The organism is Candidatus Peregrinibacteria bacterium (assembly GCA_030700255.1).
Classification (GTDB): domain Bacteria; phylum Patescibacteriota; class Gracilibacteria; order UBA1369; family JABINC01; genus JABINC01.
On record JAUYJN010000037.1, the window covers coordinates 12,337 to 28,080 of the forward strand.

General features: G+C 39.9%; 19 protein-coding genes. 7 read left to right on the forward strand and 12 right to left on the reverse strand.

What is annotated here, in order from left to right; all coding sequences use genetic code 11:
* Positions 1 to 11 precede the first annotated feature (11 nt).
* The 7 genes from dnaN to Q8P68_04735 all read right to left on the reverse strand — a co-directional run bounded on the left by dnaN (position 12) and on the right by Q8P68_04735 (position 3,843).
* A complete protein-coding gene (dnaN, locus tag Q8P68_04705; GenBank protein MDP4008462.1) occupies positions 12 to 1,106 on the reverse strand; it encodes a DNA polymerase III subunit beta in 1,095 nt (364 codons plus the stop codon).
* A gap of 684 nt (positions 1,107 to 1,790) precedes the next feature.
* Positions 1,791 to 2,069 (reverse strand): type II toxin-antitoxin system RelE/ParE family toxin, encoded by a 279-nt coding sequence (locus Q8P68_04710; GenBank protein MDP4008463.1) that lies wholly within the window; start codon positions 2,067 to 2,069, stop codon positions 1,791 to 1,793.
* A gap of 6 nt (positions 2,070 to 2,075) precedes the next feature.
* A complete protein-coding gene (locus Q8P68_04715; protein ID MDP4008464.1) occupies positions 2,076 to 2,324 on the reverse strand; it encodes a hypothetical protein in 249 nt (82 codons plus the stop codon).
* Between the two features lie 197 nt (positions 2,325 to 2,521).
* On the reverse strand, positions 2,522 to 2,647 hold the full coding sequence (locus Q8P68_04720; protein MDP4008465.1) for a hypothetical protein: 126 nt from the start codon (positions 2,645 to 2,647) through the stop codon (positions 2,522 to 2,524).
* Complete coding sequence (locus Q8P68_04725) at positions 2,644 to 3,207, reverse strand: hypothetical protein (protein MDP4008466.1); 564 nt, start codon at positions 3,205 to 3,207, stop codon at positions 2,644 to 2,646. Before Q8P68_04725 ends, Q8P68_04720 begins: the two co-directional genes overlap by 4 nt.
* 161 nt (positions 3,208 to 3,368) lie before the next feature.
* Positions 3,369 to 3,608: a hypothetical protein gene (locus Q8P68_04730; protein MDP4008467.1), complete on the reverse strand. Its 240-nt coding sequence runs from the start codon at positions 3,606 to 3,608 to the stop codon at positions 3,369 to 3,371.
* Complete coding sequence (locus Q8P68_04735) at positions 3,595 to 3,843, reverse strand: AbrB/MazE/SpoVT family DNA-binding domain-containing protein (protein MDP4008468.1); 249 nt, start codon at positions 3,841 to 3,843, stop codon at positions 3,595 to 3,597. The genes Q8P68_04730 and Q8P68_04735 overlap by 14 nt, the downstream gene beginning before the upstream one ends.
* A 181-nt stretch (positions 3,844 to 4,024) precedes the next feature.
* On the opposite strand from Q8P68_04735, the gene Q8P68_04740 reads away from it, so the two are divergent.
* The 3 genes from Q8P68_04740 (at position 4,025) to Q8P68_04750 (ending at position 8,955) form a co-directional block, all read left to right on the forward strand.
* Complete coding sequence (locus Q8P68_04740; GenBank protein MDP4008469.1) at positions 4,025 to 5,731, forward strand: hypothetical protein; 1,707 nt, start codon at positions 4,025 to 4,027, stop codon at positions 5,729 to 5,731.
* A gap of 182 nt (positions 5,732 to 5,913) precedes the next feature.
* Positions 5,914 to 7,041, forward strand: a complete 1,128-nt coding sequence (locus tag Q8P68_04745; protein ID MDP4008470.1) for an ATP-binding protein — start codon at positions 5,914 to 5,916, stop codon at positions 7,039 to 7,041.
* Between the two features lie 147 nt (positions 7,042 to 7,188).
* Positions 7,189 to 8,955, forward strand: a complete 1,767-nt coding sequence (locus Q8P68_04750) for an ABC-F family ATP-binding cassette domain-containing protein (GenBank protein MDP4008471.1) — start codon at positions 7,189 to 7,191, stop codon at positions 8,953 to 8,955.
* A gap of 40 nt (positions 8,956 to 8,995) precedes the next feature.
* Here Q8P68_04750 and Q8P68_04755 read toward each other — a convergent pair whose 3' ends face one another.
* The 4 genes from Q8P68_04755 to Q8P68_04770 all read right to left on the reverse strand — a co-directional run bounded on the left by Q8P68_04755 (position 8,996) and on the right by Q8P68_04770 (position 10,687).
* Complete coding sequence (locus Q8P68_04755; GenBank protein MDP4008472.1) at positions 8,996 to 9,262, reverse strand: DUF202 domain-containing protein; 267 nt, start codon at positions 9,260 to 9,262, stop codon at positions 8,996 to 8,998.
* 529 nt (positions 9,263 to 9,791) lie between these two features.
* Complete coding sequence (locus Q8P68_04760) at positions 9,792 to 10,013, reverse strand: type II toxin-antitoxin system HicA family toxin (protein ID MDP4008473.1); 222 nt, start codon at positions 10,011 to 10,013, stop codon at positions 9,792 to 9,794.
* Positions 10,006 to 10,224, reverse strand: a complete 219-nt coding sequence (locus Q8P68_04765) for a type II toxin-antitoxin system HicB family antitoxin (protein ID MDP4008474.1) — start codon at positions 10,222 to 10,224, stop codon at positions 10,006 to 10,008. Before Q8P68_04765 ends, Q8P68_04760 begins: the two co-directional genes overlap by 8 nt.
* Before the next feature lie 223 nt (positions 10,225 to 10,447).
* A complete protein-coding gene (locus Q8P68_04770) occupies positions 10,448 to 10,687 on the reverse strand; it encodes a hypothetical protein (protein ID MDP4008475.1) in 240 nt (79 codons plus the stop codon).
* 325 nt (positions 10,688 to 11,012) lie between these two features.
* Here Q8P68_04770 and Q8P68_04775 point away from each other — a divergent pair, with 325 nt between their 5' ends.
* Positions 11,013 to 11,630, forward strand: coding sequence for a hypothetical protein (locus Q8P68_04775; GenBank protein ID MDP4008476.1), 618 nt, complete (start codon positions 11,013 to 11,015; stop codon positions 11,628 to 11,630).
* 603 nt (positions 11,631 to 12,233) lie between these two features.
* Here Q8P68_04775 and Q8P68_04780 read toward each other — a convergent pair.
* Positions 12,234 to 13,136, reverse strand: coding sequence for a hypothetical protein (locus Q8P68_04780; GenBank protein MDP4008477.1), 903 nt, complete (start codon positions 13,134 to 13,136; stop codon positions 12,234 to 12,236).
* 274 nt (positions 13,137 to 13,410) lie between these two features.
* Here Q8P68_04780 and Q8P68_04785 point away from each other — a divergent pair, with 274 nt between their 5' ends.
* The 3 genes from Q8P68_04785 to Q8P68_04795 all read left to right on the forward strand — a co-directional run.
* The gene (locus Q8P68_04785; GenBank protein MDP4008478.1) at positions 13,411 to 14,238 is read left to right on the forward strand and encodes a hypothetical protein; all 828 of its coding nucleotides are present in this window, start codon (positions 13,411 to 13,413) and stop codon (positions 14,236 to 14,238) included.
* A gap of 97 nt (positions 14,239 to 14,335) precedes the next feature.
* Entirely contained in the window at positions 14,336 to 15,532 is a 1,197-nt protein-coding gene (locus Q8P68_04790; protein MDP4008479.1) for a peptidoglycan DD-metalloendopeptidase family protein, read from the forward strand.
* A 20-nt stretch (positions 15,533 to 15,552) separates the two neighbouring features.
* On the forward strand, positions 15,553 to 15,744 hold a 192-nt coding region (locus tag Q8P68_04795; GenBank protein ID MDP4008480.1), incomplete at its 3' end, for a hypothetical protein.

The window sequence follows — 15,744 nt, forward strand, 5'->3', positions numbered from 1 at the left end:
TTAAAAAACTACTACACTCTAAGTGGCATAATTATATGAAGGTAGCCATCCCCTTTTTCTGACTTAATTGTAACGGGTGAAAGCTTACCATCCAATTCAAACATAATATCCTTATCTTTCATCTGAGTAAGTACATCAAGTAAAAACTGTGCATTAAGCGCTATCTCATTGTCTTCACCGTTTTTTTCAATATCTACTTCCACCTTCCCCTCTCCAACTTGATTTTCCTCAGTTTGAATCATCATACTACTTCCACCAATCCCAACTCTAACGCCGGAATTATGCTCCCTAACAAACAAATTAGTCTTCTTAACCCCAAGTATAAACGCCTCTTTGTCTATTTTTACAGAAGTTTTACTCTCCTTTGGTATTATTTTCTTATAATCCGGGAAGTTTCCCTCAATCAGTCTTGATGTAAGTGAAAGCGCCTTCTGTTCAAACAATACCTGGTTTTTAGATATATAAACCGTAACCTCGTCGTTTGTATCCTCTAAAACTTTTGCAAGTTCTGAAATTGTTCTTGATGGGATTATGCACGTGAATTCTAATTCGGACTTAAGTGGTGTTGATCTCTCAGAAAGCCTGTACGAATCAGTCGTTACCATTTTAAATTCATCGTTTTTCAGTTCAAATAAAACCCCCATTAACACCGGTCTTGATAAATTATTTGACGCTGAGAATGTAACTTGATTTGCCATTTCACTAAGCATGTTCGCTGAAATTTTAAAACTTTCCTTCTTTTCTATTTGTGGAATAAGTGGGAATTCATCGATTTTTATCCCCTTTATTTTAATGTTTTCGTGATGGGCTTTAATATTTAACGTTAATCCCTCTGTAACCTCAAGCGTAACCTCACCTGATTTTAAAAGTGAAACGTAATTCGTAAATACTTTTGCCGGAATAGTTATAGCGCCTTCATTCATAACATTCGCCTCGATAAAATAATTTATCGCTATTTCCAAATTTGTTGCCGTAAAAAACAACTTCTTACCTTCGGCCTTGATAAGAATATTGTTAAGAACCAGAAGTGTGTTTCCAGAACTTATCGCTCTATTTACAATCGATAGAGCAAGACTTAAATCTTTTTGTTCGCAAGTTAATTTCATATTTATTTGTGAGAAAATTATATTTGATTTTTCATTAAGTACAAGGTGAGATTTGCACAATTTCTTTTTTATATATTTTAATAAGTTTTATTAATTTATTTATATATATAACTAGTAGTTATAGTAGGCTCTAGTTTTTTATCTAATAAGTGGTTTAATATACTTTGAATTTTTATATAAATTAAACCGGTGATATAGCGTAAGCTAATCGATGAAATCGAGAGATCAGAGTAACAAAATAAAACAAGGAAGTCCACTAGATTTGGCTTATTACCAATGTGTAAAAGTATTTAAAAAATGTGTATAACTATTGGCTTTATTTAAAGGTTCTAAATTCCCCATATACAAAATACATAAGGTTAAGCCCTTCCGGTAGCTATTTTTATGATAACAAATATTCGTCTTCAAAAGTAATTTTTGAATGTGCAAAAATGTGCATAACTTGTTAATATAGTGTGTGAAAAAGAATCATTTATTGCGAAGTGTCGAACATTTTGGGTAAAAGTTAACTTATTTTGGAGGGCTGAAATGAACTTTAAAAATGTGAGTTATGCACATTTTGGGGATATAGGGAGAAAATAGTTGTTAAAATTTTTCCAAGAAATAATCAATCATTTTCTCGGACAACTTATTCACCGAATAGGCCGGAGGTCGTGTACTGCGAAGAGGCGTAAAAGACGGAATTCATATAGATTGTCGGTAAATCCCACCTCGATGACCGATTTTTAAGACATAGAACAGGTTGTTCGATTTGGCCTGGCTTTCGTGATGCACAAGTACTCTATAATTCCCGACTCTAACACGATGCGTAGCCGGATAATAGTCTTGCAAGGTTTCAATTACTGAAAATATATCCGGATGTGACTTTAACCAATGCAGTCTTTCTTCTATTCTTTTTTGCATATCTTTAGGCAATTCCCTAAGTGACTTTTTGCCTTTTTTCGTAAATTGAAATGTATTCATGAAGTCTTATATTACAAGATCGCTGAGGCCGGACTTCAATGATTCTTGCAATTCCTTTTTCAAGGCCTCCTTGTTCATCCGCATTTCGAAATCTTCCAAATAATCTTCAACCCATCCCATACATCCATCAAAATATGGAAGAATGACCATGCGACCCTCACCTCTGTTCGTTACAATATATGTCGTTACTTCAATATCTTTTGCTATTTCACACATTTTTTTCTGCGCCTGAGTCGTAGTGATAATCTTTGCCATATGTATTGAGTTATATAGTTTAATACTTAGTCTACTATATAGTGTACTACACTCTACTATTGGAAACAATAGGAAATCCCTCAAATAAAACGACTTCATAGCACTAAGAAGCCTCTGATGATTCCTTTGGTATCAGGGTTCTTTATAAAAACCGGACTTAAGTATATACAGAACATGATTGGTAGAATAACAGAGGATCATTCCCCCATATCTGCAAGCTGTTCGTCAATAGTCGGCCACTTATCACCATGCTTTTTCTTTATCAAGGGAATAAGTTTCTTAAACTCTTCGAGCTGGTTACCGATTCTTTTATCCAAATTCATAATTCGAAATATTTTAAAAATTGTGATGCCTTTTTTTGCACTTTTTTATTATAAAACTTCAGTAATTTTAAAAATAACTCCTTGTTAAATTTTGAAATATTAAAATCTGTAAAGTCCGTATCAAAAACGGTGAAGCAATCAAGTATGGCTCTTTCTATAGACGCAATCGAATATTGAGTGTTGAACTTCACACCAAGTTCCAAGAAGAGCATTTTTTTGATTGTATGGTATTCATATGTCGTTTTTTCGATCTCTATTTGACGAGCACGAGGGCCTATGAGATAAACATGGCTAAACTCTTGAAAAATAACACCCTCCTTTTTCAGTACGGAATATAGTGAGATATAGCTTCCCGGCATCATTTTGCAGCCAAGCTCAAATTGATTATAGTTTTTATTCAAAGTGAAAATGCCGGGCTTGATTCTATACATTTCGTCCCTACGTACTTTCAACATAATCATATTTCTAGCGGAGTCATAGGTAGTTCCCCAAAGTTCAGTGATTTCATTTGTGGTGAATATCGTCTTGCCCGATTTAATCAATGGAGATAGACTTGCCATATAAATGCAAAATTGTAAATGAATGATTGACAAAATTGCAGCAAAACGTAGCATTTAACGCAAGTGTAATTTTCAAACTATGCATTTAACCGACATGCAATTCGCAATTAATGGCCTACGAAAAATGCTATTTGGCGGAGGTGTATTAGAAAGATAGTGACTCAAAGCCCTTTATAGACTTTACCGCGATACTCCATATAAATCGGGATGCCATTTTTTGAGGTTTTGAGAAAAATAATCCTGATTTTACCTACACGGATTCTATAATGATTTTCGACACCTTTCATCTTTTGCACATCGTATTCTGCAAGTTTCAACGCCACAATATCTCGCAAAATCTCCATGAGCTGCAAGGCAAGTTTTTTTTCGATTTTTCGCAGGAATTTTTCAATCTGATCCATGGATCTCTTTAATCTTGTTTATAATATCATCAATCGGCAAGCCTTCTTCGCAGTAAAGTCCAAAACTTTTCTTATTTTCGAAATAAACGACTTTCTCTTCTTTAATTGGTTGGATAAGCAAACCATCTTTCGTTTCTTTTGCGATAAAATTTTTCGTGTCGTATTTTTCACGCCAATTTTTTGGGAGAGTTACTTGGCCGGTATTAAAAAGTTTGAGCGTATACGTATTCATCATATTAATATGTTTAACTAAATTAATCAATATCACTAATATGATAGCCTATTTCATCAATGGAATACAATAGCAAGTCGTAGTCATGATGTCTATTTCGCAATTCATATTTTATTTCAATAATTAAGAATTAACCTTATAATGCCCTCAAAACATGAAAAAATCTTAAAATAAATGCGAAAATATGGACAAACCTTGTGCACAATGCGGCTCGACATTTACCATCGCGGATGAAGATCTGGCTTTTTATGACAAAGTGTCGCCGGTTTTTGGTGATGTGAAATACGCAATACCGGCACCGACGCATTGCCCCGCCTGTCGTAGTCAGAGAAGGCTGTCACATCGGAATGGTAGGACTCTTTATCAGAGAAAATGTGACGGTACCGGTGAAAATATTATTTCCGTGTATCATCCTGATGCGACTTTCCCGGTTTATTCTGTGGAACATTGGTATTCCGATAATTGGGATGGGCTTAGCTTTGGAAGAGATTTTGATTTTACTCGCTCATTTTTCGAACAATTTCATGAGCTTTCAAAGCTTGTACCTCGTGCATGTTTGCTCAATGAGGCAAATGAAAATTCTCCTTATACCAGCTATGCCGGATGGAATAAAGATTGTCATTTGATTTTCTATTCCGATTATAATAATCAGTGTTACTACATTGGCGATTCCTTCCATAATGTGAATTGCATGGACTGCTCATTTTCAAATAGAAATGAACTTTGCTATGAACTGATAAACTCATTTGAATGTTATAACTCTAAGTATATTTATGATTCTAAAAATTGTTTGGATTCATGGTTTTTGAAGAATTGTTTGGGATGTAAGAATTGTATCGGTTGTGTGAATTTGAGACAAAAGGAATATTGTATTTTCAATGAGCAATATACAAAGGAAGAGTATGAGAAGAAGCGAAATGAATTTGGATTTAACAATCATCAGTATATAGCGGAATTTGGAAAAAGGTTTCAGGAATATGCCGTTCAATTTCCACAAAAATCATATCATGGAGTGCAAAATGAAAATGTGAGTGGCGATTATATTACAACTTCTCAAAACTTGAAAAATTGTTTTCATGTGGAAGCAAGTCAAGATTGCGCCTACTTGAATGACTGTCAAAAATGTAAGAATTGTTATGATATGGATGGCTGGGGCGGAAGTGCGGCGGAGATGGTATATGAAGGTCAAACGGTTGGCGAGAAAGTGCAGAATTTATTATTTAGCAGCTTTGTACTTAGCTCATCTCATGACATTATGTATTCGGAATTTTGCACGAATAACAGTAAATATTTATTTGGATGCACAGGGTTGAAGAAGCAAAAATATTGCATTTTGAATAAACAATATACAAAAGAGGAGTATGAATCACTTGTACCGAAAATTATTGAGCACATGAAGTCGACGCCATACCCATACAACGGACAGGCACATGCATCCGCATGTGTGGAATTTGGTGAGTTTTTCCCATCATCTCTATCGCCATTTGGGTACAATGAAACTCAGGCATTCGAGCAATTCCCATTGACTGAAGAGGATGCTTTGAATCGTGGATTTAAATGGCGCGCAAAGGATCCAAAAAACTATTTACCTCAAAATTATACGCTCCCGGTAAGTTCAAATGATATTTGTGAGAAAATTCTGGCATGTGAAGTAACGGGGAAAAATTATAAAATCATTCCTCAGGAATTGAAATTTTACAAAGAAATGGATCTTCCGATTCCAAGAAAATGCCCGGAGCAAAGACATCTGGATAGATTACAGTTACAGAACCCGCGCCACCTTTGGAACAGATCATGCGACAAATGCTCAAGCCCTATTCAAACCACGTATGCCCCCGACCGACCTGAGAAAATTTATTGTGAAAAATGCTACTTGAAGTTAGTGTATTGAATTCCATCTTGATGGTAGCGGAATTTGTTATAATATGGGCAGTATACTATCTGAATTTATCTAAATACAGCTAGTAACATGCGTATTTCGAGCTGTTTTCTATGGGTTTACTTGACATTACTAGCGGAATTTACTAAAATACGGACAGTCTATATGTCGGAATTTATCTAAATATAGTTAGTATGATTACTCGATTTCTTTACAAGAAATTACAACATTTTCTTCAGCCAAATAAGGTGGTTGTTATACACGGACCACGTAGGGTTGGGAAGACGACCCTTATTCAACAGTTTATAGAATCTTATAGTGGAAGGGTGAAATTTGTCGATGGGGGGCAGTTAAAAATTCATGAATCCCTTTCCTCTACCTCCGTCAGTACATTACAAGAGTTTGTAGCCGGTTATGATTTATTTGTTCTCGATGAAGCTCAAAAAGTACCTAATATTGGAGCAAATCTCAAATTGATGGTGGATCACATACCTGGAATAAAAATTATTGTAAGTGGTTCAGCATCTTTTGAGCTCGCGGGACAAATCGGTGAACCTCTTACCGGACGTAAATGGACATTAAATCTCTTTCCACTTTCCATAAAAGAACTTATAAAATTTCGAGGAGTGGAGAATACCAAAGAAATTCTACATAATGATGTCCTCATATATGGTGGATATCCGGGAGTCTATGATTTTCCACCCGATGAAAGATCGGCATATCTTGAAGAAGTGGTTGATTCTTATCTTTTTAAAGATATTCTTGAGTTGGATAATATTAAAAACTCGAAAAAATTGCGAGACCTCCTTACTCTGCTTGCGTTTCAGATTGGCAATGAGGTGTCACTTTCAGAACTGGGTGGACAACTGGAGCTCAATAGAAATACGGTAGCGAGGTATCTTGATCTTCTCGAAAAGTCATTCATTTTGGTAAATATTCGCGGTTTCAGCAGAAATTTGCGTAAAGAAGTGACGAAAACTTCTCGTTATTATTTTTATGATATAGGGGTGCGAAACGCGCTTATCAATAATTTCAACCCGTTGCATATACGTGATGACGTAGGGCAACTTTGGGAAAATTTTATTGTCATGGAGAGGTTAAAAAAACAACATTACGAAGGGCCCCATGCGAATAATTATTTCTGGCGAACTTATGATCAGCAGGAAATTGATTTGGTGGAAGAAAGAGAGGGGAAGCTTTTCGGATATGAGATAAAATGGAATCCAAAAAGGGAAACGAAAGCCCCGAAAAGTTGGCATGAGACCTATGAAAATAGTGAATTCAAATGTATCACCAATGAGAATTATTTGGATTTCATCTAATGCATGGTTCCTACTTGTATACAATGTGGCGCGCAATTTGAAATCACCGAAAGTGGTCGGTTTTATTTTAGAACCTGCGGGTGAATTTTGAGAGGAGACATTTAATAAATCTAGCGTTATACTACATCCATATTCATAAAGTAAAAAATGTTCACGATCTCCGGGTTAAATAAATCATATGGTACGCAGATCTTGTTTCAGGACGTGGATTTGAACATCGCACCGAAGGAGAAAATCGGACTTATTGGCAGAAATGGTAGTGGGAAAAGTACTTTTTTGAAGATTTTACTTGGAGAGGAGTCGTATCTGGAGGGTAGTATTGAGATGCCACGTGGATATAGAATTCGAGCGCTTGAGCAGCATATGCTGTTTTCCGAGAAGACTATCTTGGCTCAGGTTTGCAAAGCCCTTCCTCTGAACGCTACGAATGAAGAATGGAAAGCTAAATCGATTTTGATGGGGCTTGGTTTTGATGAGATGGATTTTGAGAGGGCGCCCTCCGAATTTTCCAGTGGATTTCAGGTTCGAGTAAGATTAGCGGAGGCGCTAGTCTCTGAGTCAGATTTGCTTTTGCTCGATGAGCCTACCAACTATTTGGACATTTTGTCCCTTCGGTGGCTGGAGCGATTTTTAAAATCCTGGAATGGAGCCTTTGTACTTGTGACGCATGATCGTAATTTTATGGATTTGGTAGTGTCTCACACGGTCGCGATTCATCGAGGACATATGAGGAAGATGTCTGGAGGCCCAATGAAGCTCTTGGAGCACATACGGAAAGACGAGGAGATTTATGACAAAACTCGAAAAAATCAGGAAAAAAAGCGTGAGCAGGAGGCTGAATTTATAAGGAAATTCAGGGCCGGCGCTCGTAGCGCCGGCCTTGTCCAGTCCCGTATTAAGTCCCTAGCTAAACAAGAAATTAAGGAAAAACTGGAAAATATCCCAACCATTAGATTTCATTTTAGATCTATCCCTTGCAAGAGTGATGCCGTTATTCAAGCTTCTAATATAAGTTTTGGATACACGATTGAAAACCAACTTATCAAAGATTTCTCACTTACGACTTTTCCCGGAGACCGCATCGCAATTATCGGACGAAATGGAAAAGGTAAATCGACCCTACTTCGATTACTTCATCAAACCTTGGAGCCTGATAGTGGCAAGGTTCGTCTTCCACCAACGCTCGCAGTTGAGTATTTTGGAATAGATTCAATTCAAGCTTTGCATGCATCTAAGACGATTCTTCAAGAGCTATTGGCGATCCCGGGAACTTCTGAGCAAGAAGCTCGAAATCTTTGTGGAACCTTGTTGTTCCGTGGAGATGATGTTAAAAAACAAATCAGTATGATTTCCGGTGGAGAAAAGAGCCGCGTTTGCCTCGGTAAAACTCTACTTTCGGCATCTCAGCTTCTTATGCTCGATGAGCCGACAAATCACCTTGATATGGAGTCGGTAGAGGCTTTGGCCGAAGCGATTGAAAACTACGAAGGCACTGTGATTTTTGTTACTCATAACGAAGCGATACTTTCCCGCCTTGCCACAAAATTAGTACTTTTTGATAACGATGAAATCAAAGTTCTAGATTACGGCTATGACAAATTCCTCCGCCTCGGCGGCTGGTCAGACGATGAGGCTGTATTTAAAACCGGCACTGAAAAAAATAGCCAATACAAGGATGGTAAAGAGCGCGCGAAGCGACAAAGATCTCTCAAGCGCGACATCGAAAAGATAGAAAAAGAAATATCAAAATTAGATGTGAAAAAAGTTGAGCTCGGTCACAGCCTTCAACAGGCCTGTGTGAAAAAACACATTACTTCCATAAAAGAATACGGCCTTAAGATAAAAGAAATTGAAGACCAAATTGATTCTAAATACGAAGCAATGGAAGTGCTGATCAACGAGGTGGACTGCTAATTTTTATTAAAAAGCTGAAGAATCATCAGGAGGACACACGCTAATATGACTTGATCTTCTTTTTTCGTATTGGATAATAAACTAGCCCAAGAATAATAAACAGTATTCCAATTACAACAGCTATCCATCCGGCATATAGAAAAAAACCATCACCCTCAAATAATTTAATGGCTGCAATACCTAGAACAAATGCAGAAAACCCTGTTCTTATATATGCGAGGGTATTACGCTCATTGGCAAGAAGGGTTCTTTCTTGAGCAAGAAGTTTGTGTGATTTAGCTGCTTCTTTGAAATGATTGTTTTCCATAATTTTATTGATTATGTGTTTATCTTAATAAATATTGCGTTAGTGAGCTAGTCCAAATTTCACTTAACGTCCGAAGTATATACGATGTTTGCCGTAGTGAAACGAAGCCGAAGCGCAGCGTCCCCTTGAGTTTGAAAACTTGCCGTTACTTTTTTAATGAATAATCTACTTCGGCTCTATTTAGATTATTAGATGGTTTGTACGTACCATCCTCGTAACCCTCTATAACTCCAAGAATGTTAACATTTCTAACCGATTGATAATACCAGTTATCTATTGAAACATCAGAAAAGTTTGTTAGGGTATTTGCTAAGACTGCCGGAATGGCGGTAAGTAGAATTCCTAGGAAGATCCAAGACCTTTGCTGGAAACTTCAACATTAAGACACTGAGCAACATAATATTTACCTTCCTGCCAAATAACGCTTTTTACTATTCTGAATGTTAGTAGTTTTATAAAAATAAGTCAAATTTTGTACAACGGTTGCGACTGAATGGAACCGCTTAAACTTTGTTGTACGATGTTTGACTTATTTTTTGTTTTCAAAATCAGCTTCGGTGAGACTTGATTGACGTAATATTGAGCGAAAGGTGCCAAAGGGAATCTCTTTTTTAGGGTGAGGAACAATAGCAGTCAAAGTGTTTTTACCTGATTTGCGATATTTTGTGTGGCTACCTTTTTGCGAAACGAAAAAGAAGCCCTTGCTTTCAAGAACTTTTATTATGTGTTTTGAAGAATAAAGTTTAGGCATACCTCAAAGATTGTGAAACTATCTGAGGTCTATTAACTATATTAACTTTGATGTCTTTTTGATCTTCAAAATATAGCTCTAATGCTTCATCGAGATTTGCAAGGGCTTCTTGGCGTGTCTCACCGAAGCTGGAAACTTCAACATTAAGACACTGTGCAACATAATATTTACCTTCTTGCCATACTACACTTTTTACTGATATTTTAGCCATTTTTCGTATATTATTGTGTCTTAATGTTAGTAGTTTTAAAAAAATAAGTCAAACATTTCGTACAACGTCCGAAGTATATACGAATTTTGACTGCGGTACAATTGGGAGTGAAACGACAGACCAGCCCTCAAGTTGGGTGAACGCTCCGCGAAGCGGAAGTGAACCGCATATACTACTGTTGTGCGATGTAGCAAAAATGCGTATCAAAATTAAGTTTGGCAATTTATTTATTCTGTTTCCATGTTTCAAATGGAATGGTTTGTCCATCTTTACGAATAAATGTATCTCTACCAACACCATCTGCAGACTTGATGTGTACTAATTCCTCACCTTCTGCCAGTGGGTAATAGTTTCCATCGGCATCATTGAAGCCCACGACTTTTTGTTTTCCGTCTACAAGATGAATTTTTTCTTGAAACAATTGCCATTCTGGCATAGCTCCTCCTGGTAATTCTGGTGACATAAGATTGATGGTTGAAAATAAATTGCCAAACTTATCCTTTATATTGTAGCATTTTTTGCTATTTCGTATAACGTTTCAGTATATGCGATGTTTTGCGGAGCGTAGCGGAGCAAAATATGGGTGAGCATTTGGCGTTAGCCAAGCGCGAACCGGATATCGTGCTGTTGTACGATGTAATAATACATTCTTACTCCGACCGGAGGAAGGAGTTTTGGAAATCAGGGCAATTTTTCTTCGTTGTTTTGGAGTCCTATTGACTTTTTGGCTGAAAAGAGCTATGTTTCTATTTGTTTTCGGTTCATTTCACATCTCTTAGGAGGCAGCAATGCCACGCACTCCCTCAAGGTTCGATCGTGTCATGATGACGGTGTATGCCGTGCTCGTTTTCCTGTATGGGAAGCTTCACGTATTCTTCGTCGGACATGGTGAAAAGGAGGCGATGAAGCGGTTTGCGATCGCCACCTTCGTCATTCCTAGCGTTGTGGTAGCGACCTGGAAAGTCTTCCGGGTCATGCCAAAGGAAACGCTCAAGCTCATCGGCAAAACCTCTTACTGGATCTTCGTCCATGATGAAGTCGGGTTCTGGAAGGGGCATCCAAGGTTCAATCGGTTGGACTTCATGATGAACGGCCAACTGCTGTTCATGATCGGCGTCGCCTTCGCTGGCATGTCCCTACTGCCGTTCGAACCAGACGCTCCGAACTGGCTCGGACTGAAGACGGTAAACGGATTTCTCTACGAATCGATGAATCCGTACATCGCGATCTCCATGCCGTTCATCGGACTGATGCTTGCCGCAGTTTCTGCGATCAAGCTCCCGCCCTGCGACTGGTTAGCACTCGTTCGCGGAAGGAATCCACCACCACGACCCCCTGGCGGTCGTGAGCCGCGCCCCGAAGTGGTCGTGGCGAACGCAGAGGAACCCATCCGCCAAGCTGCCTGACCCTCACCGCACCCCACAGAAGATCGCACCTCGCGAACTTCCTCTCGGGGTGCGGTCTTCTTTTTGTAAACAGCGAAGAAAAATTGCCCTGATTTCCAATCGCTACGCTAGTAGCAAAAGAATGTATTATTATTTCGTCACAACGTGCCGCGGCTTATGCGACGTGGCCGGAGGCGAGTTTACTCGTCGACGGGCATGTCGCATAGCCGCTGTTGGACGATGTCGCGAGCTTTGCGAGCGACGAGGGCAACAGCGGCGAAGCCGCGGCACGTTGGACAAAACGGCAGTGGCGCAGCCACTGACGAGCTCGCGAAGCGAGCGATTTTGTCCAACTAGTCAATATGTGCATACACTTCACATATTAGGCGCATTCAGGCGATATCCTTTACCCGCGGAATTTGTGAAATATTAATACACACCAATTCTCCCCCATTCAGCTTAAAAAATCAAATCAAAAACCCCGTCCCTACGCGATATGACACAGGGAGGGCGACCACAAGGGCCACCCCTACGCGATATCCAATACAGAGGCCAGCCCAACGGCAAAGATATCAAAATCAAATCAAAAAAAATCCGAAGGTTTTATCCTTCGGAGCTAACGCCTCACTCTTGTAGTCCCTCCTTCACTTCTGCTTTCGAATTTTCTGCTAGCGCATTGGCAAAAATCTCCGCCGACTTGCGCATACGCTCGGTAGAAGCGGTGCTCATGGCATAAAAGCTAATGAGCATATTGCACAGAAAATGCGCCGCAATGGCAATTGGCAGACCAAAAGTCATAGTGAGTCCAAACATATACATTCCAAAGAACCATGAAGAAGTTCTAGCGAGCCACTGCTGATAGTTATGACCGCTTTTGAATTGCAACGCAGACCAAAACAATGCAAATCCAAACTGCCACCCATCTTTGAAGAATATGAACTCCTCCAAATATCCAAAAGTGAGTACGTTCGCTATTGGCCCTAGTAAATGCACCTGCAGATTTTCCAACAGACCAAAGGTCACAAAATTCAATACCAGAATTACTGGCATGGCATCGAGTAGTAGCAACCAACGGAAAATTACCTCTTCCGTTACTCCACTGACCACACTAGTCAAGAAACCATTGGTAAGGATAAAAATCGGGTCAACACGAGCCACTTTCTTTTGATTGACTTCACCCTCTTCGTTCGGCTCATCTTCTACGAAGTGAATTGGTAAGGGCTTTATAAACATGCCCCCACCAGCACTTCTATTTTTCCGCACTCGAACAAAGTGACTTCTAGACGCCGATCGGAACTCTGACCAGCAACCTGTAAGAATGTTGGTCATAAGGCCCATGAAAAGTACTGGGATAACTGCTATGATCCATTGCGCAAGCGACCCTTTGAGTTTCCAGACAAAAAAGACATCAACAGGAATGCTGTTTGGAAAGAAGTGTTTAATGGCCATAGCCACCAACAGAATGCACGTAGAAAAGGACAGAAATCCAGCTGCAGATTTTAAACAACCTGATTTTTGATTTTCCATGGCGACCTCTTTTGTGAAAGGAACGAGGTGGCTAGATTATCAAACATGCCAAGCTGAGTCAATCAAGCGGAGGTTGACGGGGTAACCCTGCGTGGAGGTTCTTTACGGCAGTAGTGGGCAGCCACAAGGGCCGACCCTACGTAACATGTAGATGATAAAATCAAATTTAAATCCACCGATGCGATTTAATATGAAGATTGACAATATAGCCTAAATATGATAACTTCATGTGTCTTTGCAACCAGCAATTACACGCTCATTCAAAGGAGAAAAAATGCTTGGACTGATCAGCCAAGAACTGGTGGAGAAATTCGGCCTGACCGACAGAGAAGACCCAACCCTTACAATTGGGGTTACGGTAAAGTCTGGGCTTCCGGAAGTATCTGTTTGGCCGCCGGAAAATGGCGTGCTCGACGCAAGTATCCAAAAGGCTATAAAGGCCGAAGAACTTGGATGCGTTTCTGGTAGCGCAGTGTACAGAATCACCGTTAGCGGAAACGCTGAAATCGACACGGAGGACACTCGGTTTGCGAGACGCGTTTTCGACTCTTTCCGCCGCGACCTCTTCCAGCCAATGGAAGACCTAGCAGAACTTGCGGAACAGCTACCAAAACGCAGTCAATTCGAAGAAATGGTTTGCTCAGCCTATCGCGCAACTTGCTACCAACTCGCATATCGAAATAATATCTTGGGAGCCAACCCAGAAAAAGCACCGATTCACGTTGAATGCCCAAAGCATCATCACATACATGATATGTTGCGAGAGAGGAACGGTACAGGCAACGTGCTTCCCATACTGCTCGATGGCGTCAAAAAACTGGACAAGAAGGTCAAGCGATCGTCAAAAGATCCAATGTCAGCAGTGCTGAAGATCTTCGAAGAAGCATGCGAGGATAGGCTTCACAGCGATCCCACAGAAAACATTCGCATTTGCTCTCGGCTAACGTGCAAAAACCTGTTCTTCCCAGCAAGCATAATCTTGTGCCACAAAGCCGCAACTACTGTGCTGGCAAAGTACTGCAATGCGATCGCAAATGAAGTTGCTAGCGAACTGGAGAACAAGGCACGAATTCTGAGAGAAATGACGCAAATCGTGCACTAGCAACTCAGTGCCATGACCGTTCTGAACGCCTCTTGAAATGAGGCGTTTTTTCTTTCCTCAATTCTATGCTACACTGCTTGAACACAAAAATTATCACATGAAAAAAGCAATACTAATAATTGTGCTCATAGGCATTGCGGGGACTGGCTATTTTGTAGTCAACAAAGCACTACCGGGTCTGCATGCGGAAACTGAGCCAGTTGTGGAGATCGAAGACACGGGTCCTAAGCGCACAGAGCAGAATCATACGATAGGCGATAGCGATACTTTTACAAGCATTATGGAAGAGCTTGGAATTGAATATGCCGAGGCTTTGGCTATTGTTGATGCTTCAAGTGAGATCTTTGACTTTACAAACGTACGTGTTGGAAAACCAATTCGAGTGGTTTACATAGATGGAGTACGAAATGCGCTCGAATACGAACCAAACAAAGAAGACATTGTTTCGGTTGATCTTACAAACGATGCGTATAGCACCACTATCAGTCCAATCGAGTACGATGTTACAATAGAGCGCGGTGAGGCGACTATTGAAGAGTCAATGTTTCTCTCTGGAGTCGAAGCAGGACTTTCCGAGGTATTAATTTTAGACCTTGCCGAAACTCTTGCCTGGGAAGTAGACTTTGCAACTCAAGTTCAAACCGGCGATTCATTCGTAGTGGTTTATGAAAAGCGAACTCGAAATGGTGAAGAAGCCGGGGTTGGCAAAATCTTAACTGCGAGTTTTACAAACGTTGGAGAAACTGTATATGCCTACCTTTATCATGATTCAAATGGCGATGAAGGATATTACGATAAGGACGGAAACTCACTTGTGCGGCCATTTTTAAAAGCACCACTTAGCTATAACAGAATATCCTCTGGCTATACTTATGCCAGATTCCATCCTACCCTTCAGCGCACAACCACTCACCTTGCGATCGACTATGCTGCGGCAAGCGGAACTCCAATAAAGGCGGTTGGTAATGGCACAATAACAGCATACGGCTGGAATGGTGGCTTTGGTAACTACGTTGATATTCGCCACAACGATACTTATCAAACCCAGTACGCTCACCTTAGCGCATATGCAAAAGGACTTGGCGTGGGGTCGCGCGTAAACCAAGGTGATGTTATTGGATATGTTGGATCAACTGGATTTTCAACAGGTCCGCATCTTCATTACCAGGTAAAAGTTCATGGCGAATTGGTCAATCCACTTGAAGTTGAGTTTCCAAAGGGCGAAGCTTTAAGTGAATCTGACATGCCCAGATTTTTAGAAGCTCGAGCAGAACTTGACGCGCTACGTGAATAAATCTGATACAATATATTAGTATGCAAATCCCAAAACGAAAAGGTGAAGAAGATAGAAGGCTCTTAAAAAAAGCTGACGATTATTTGACTGCTGATAAAATCCAAAGGCTTCAAGATGAGCTTGTAAGTTTAAAAAAACAAATCCCAGTAGCAGCGGCCGAAGTGCAGAGAACCGCAGAAATGGGAGATCTAAGCGAGAACGCAGGATATCAA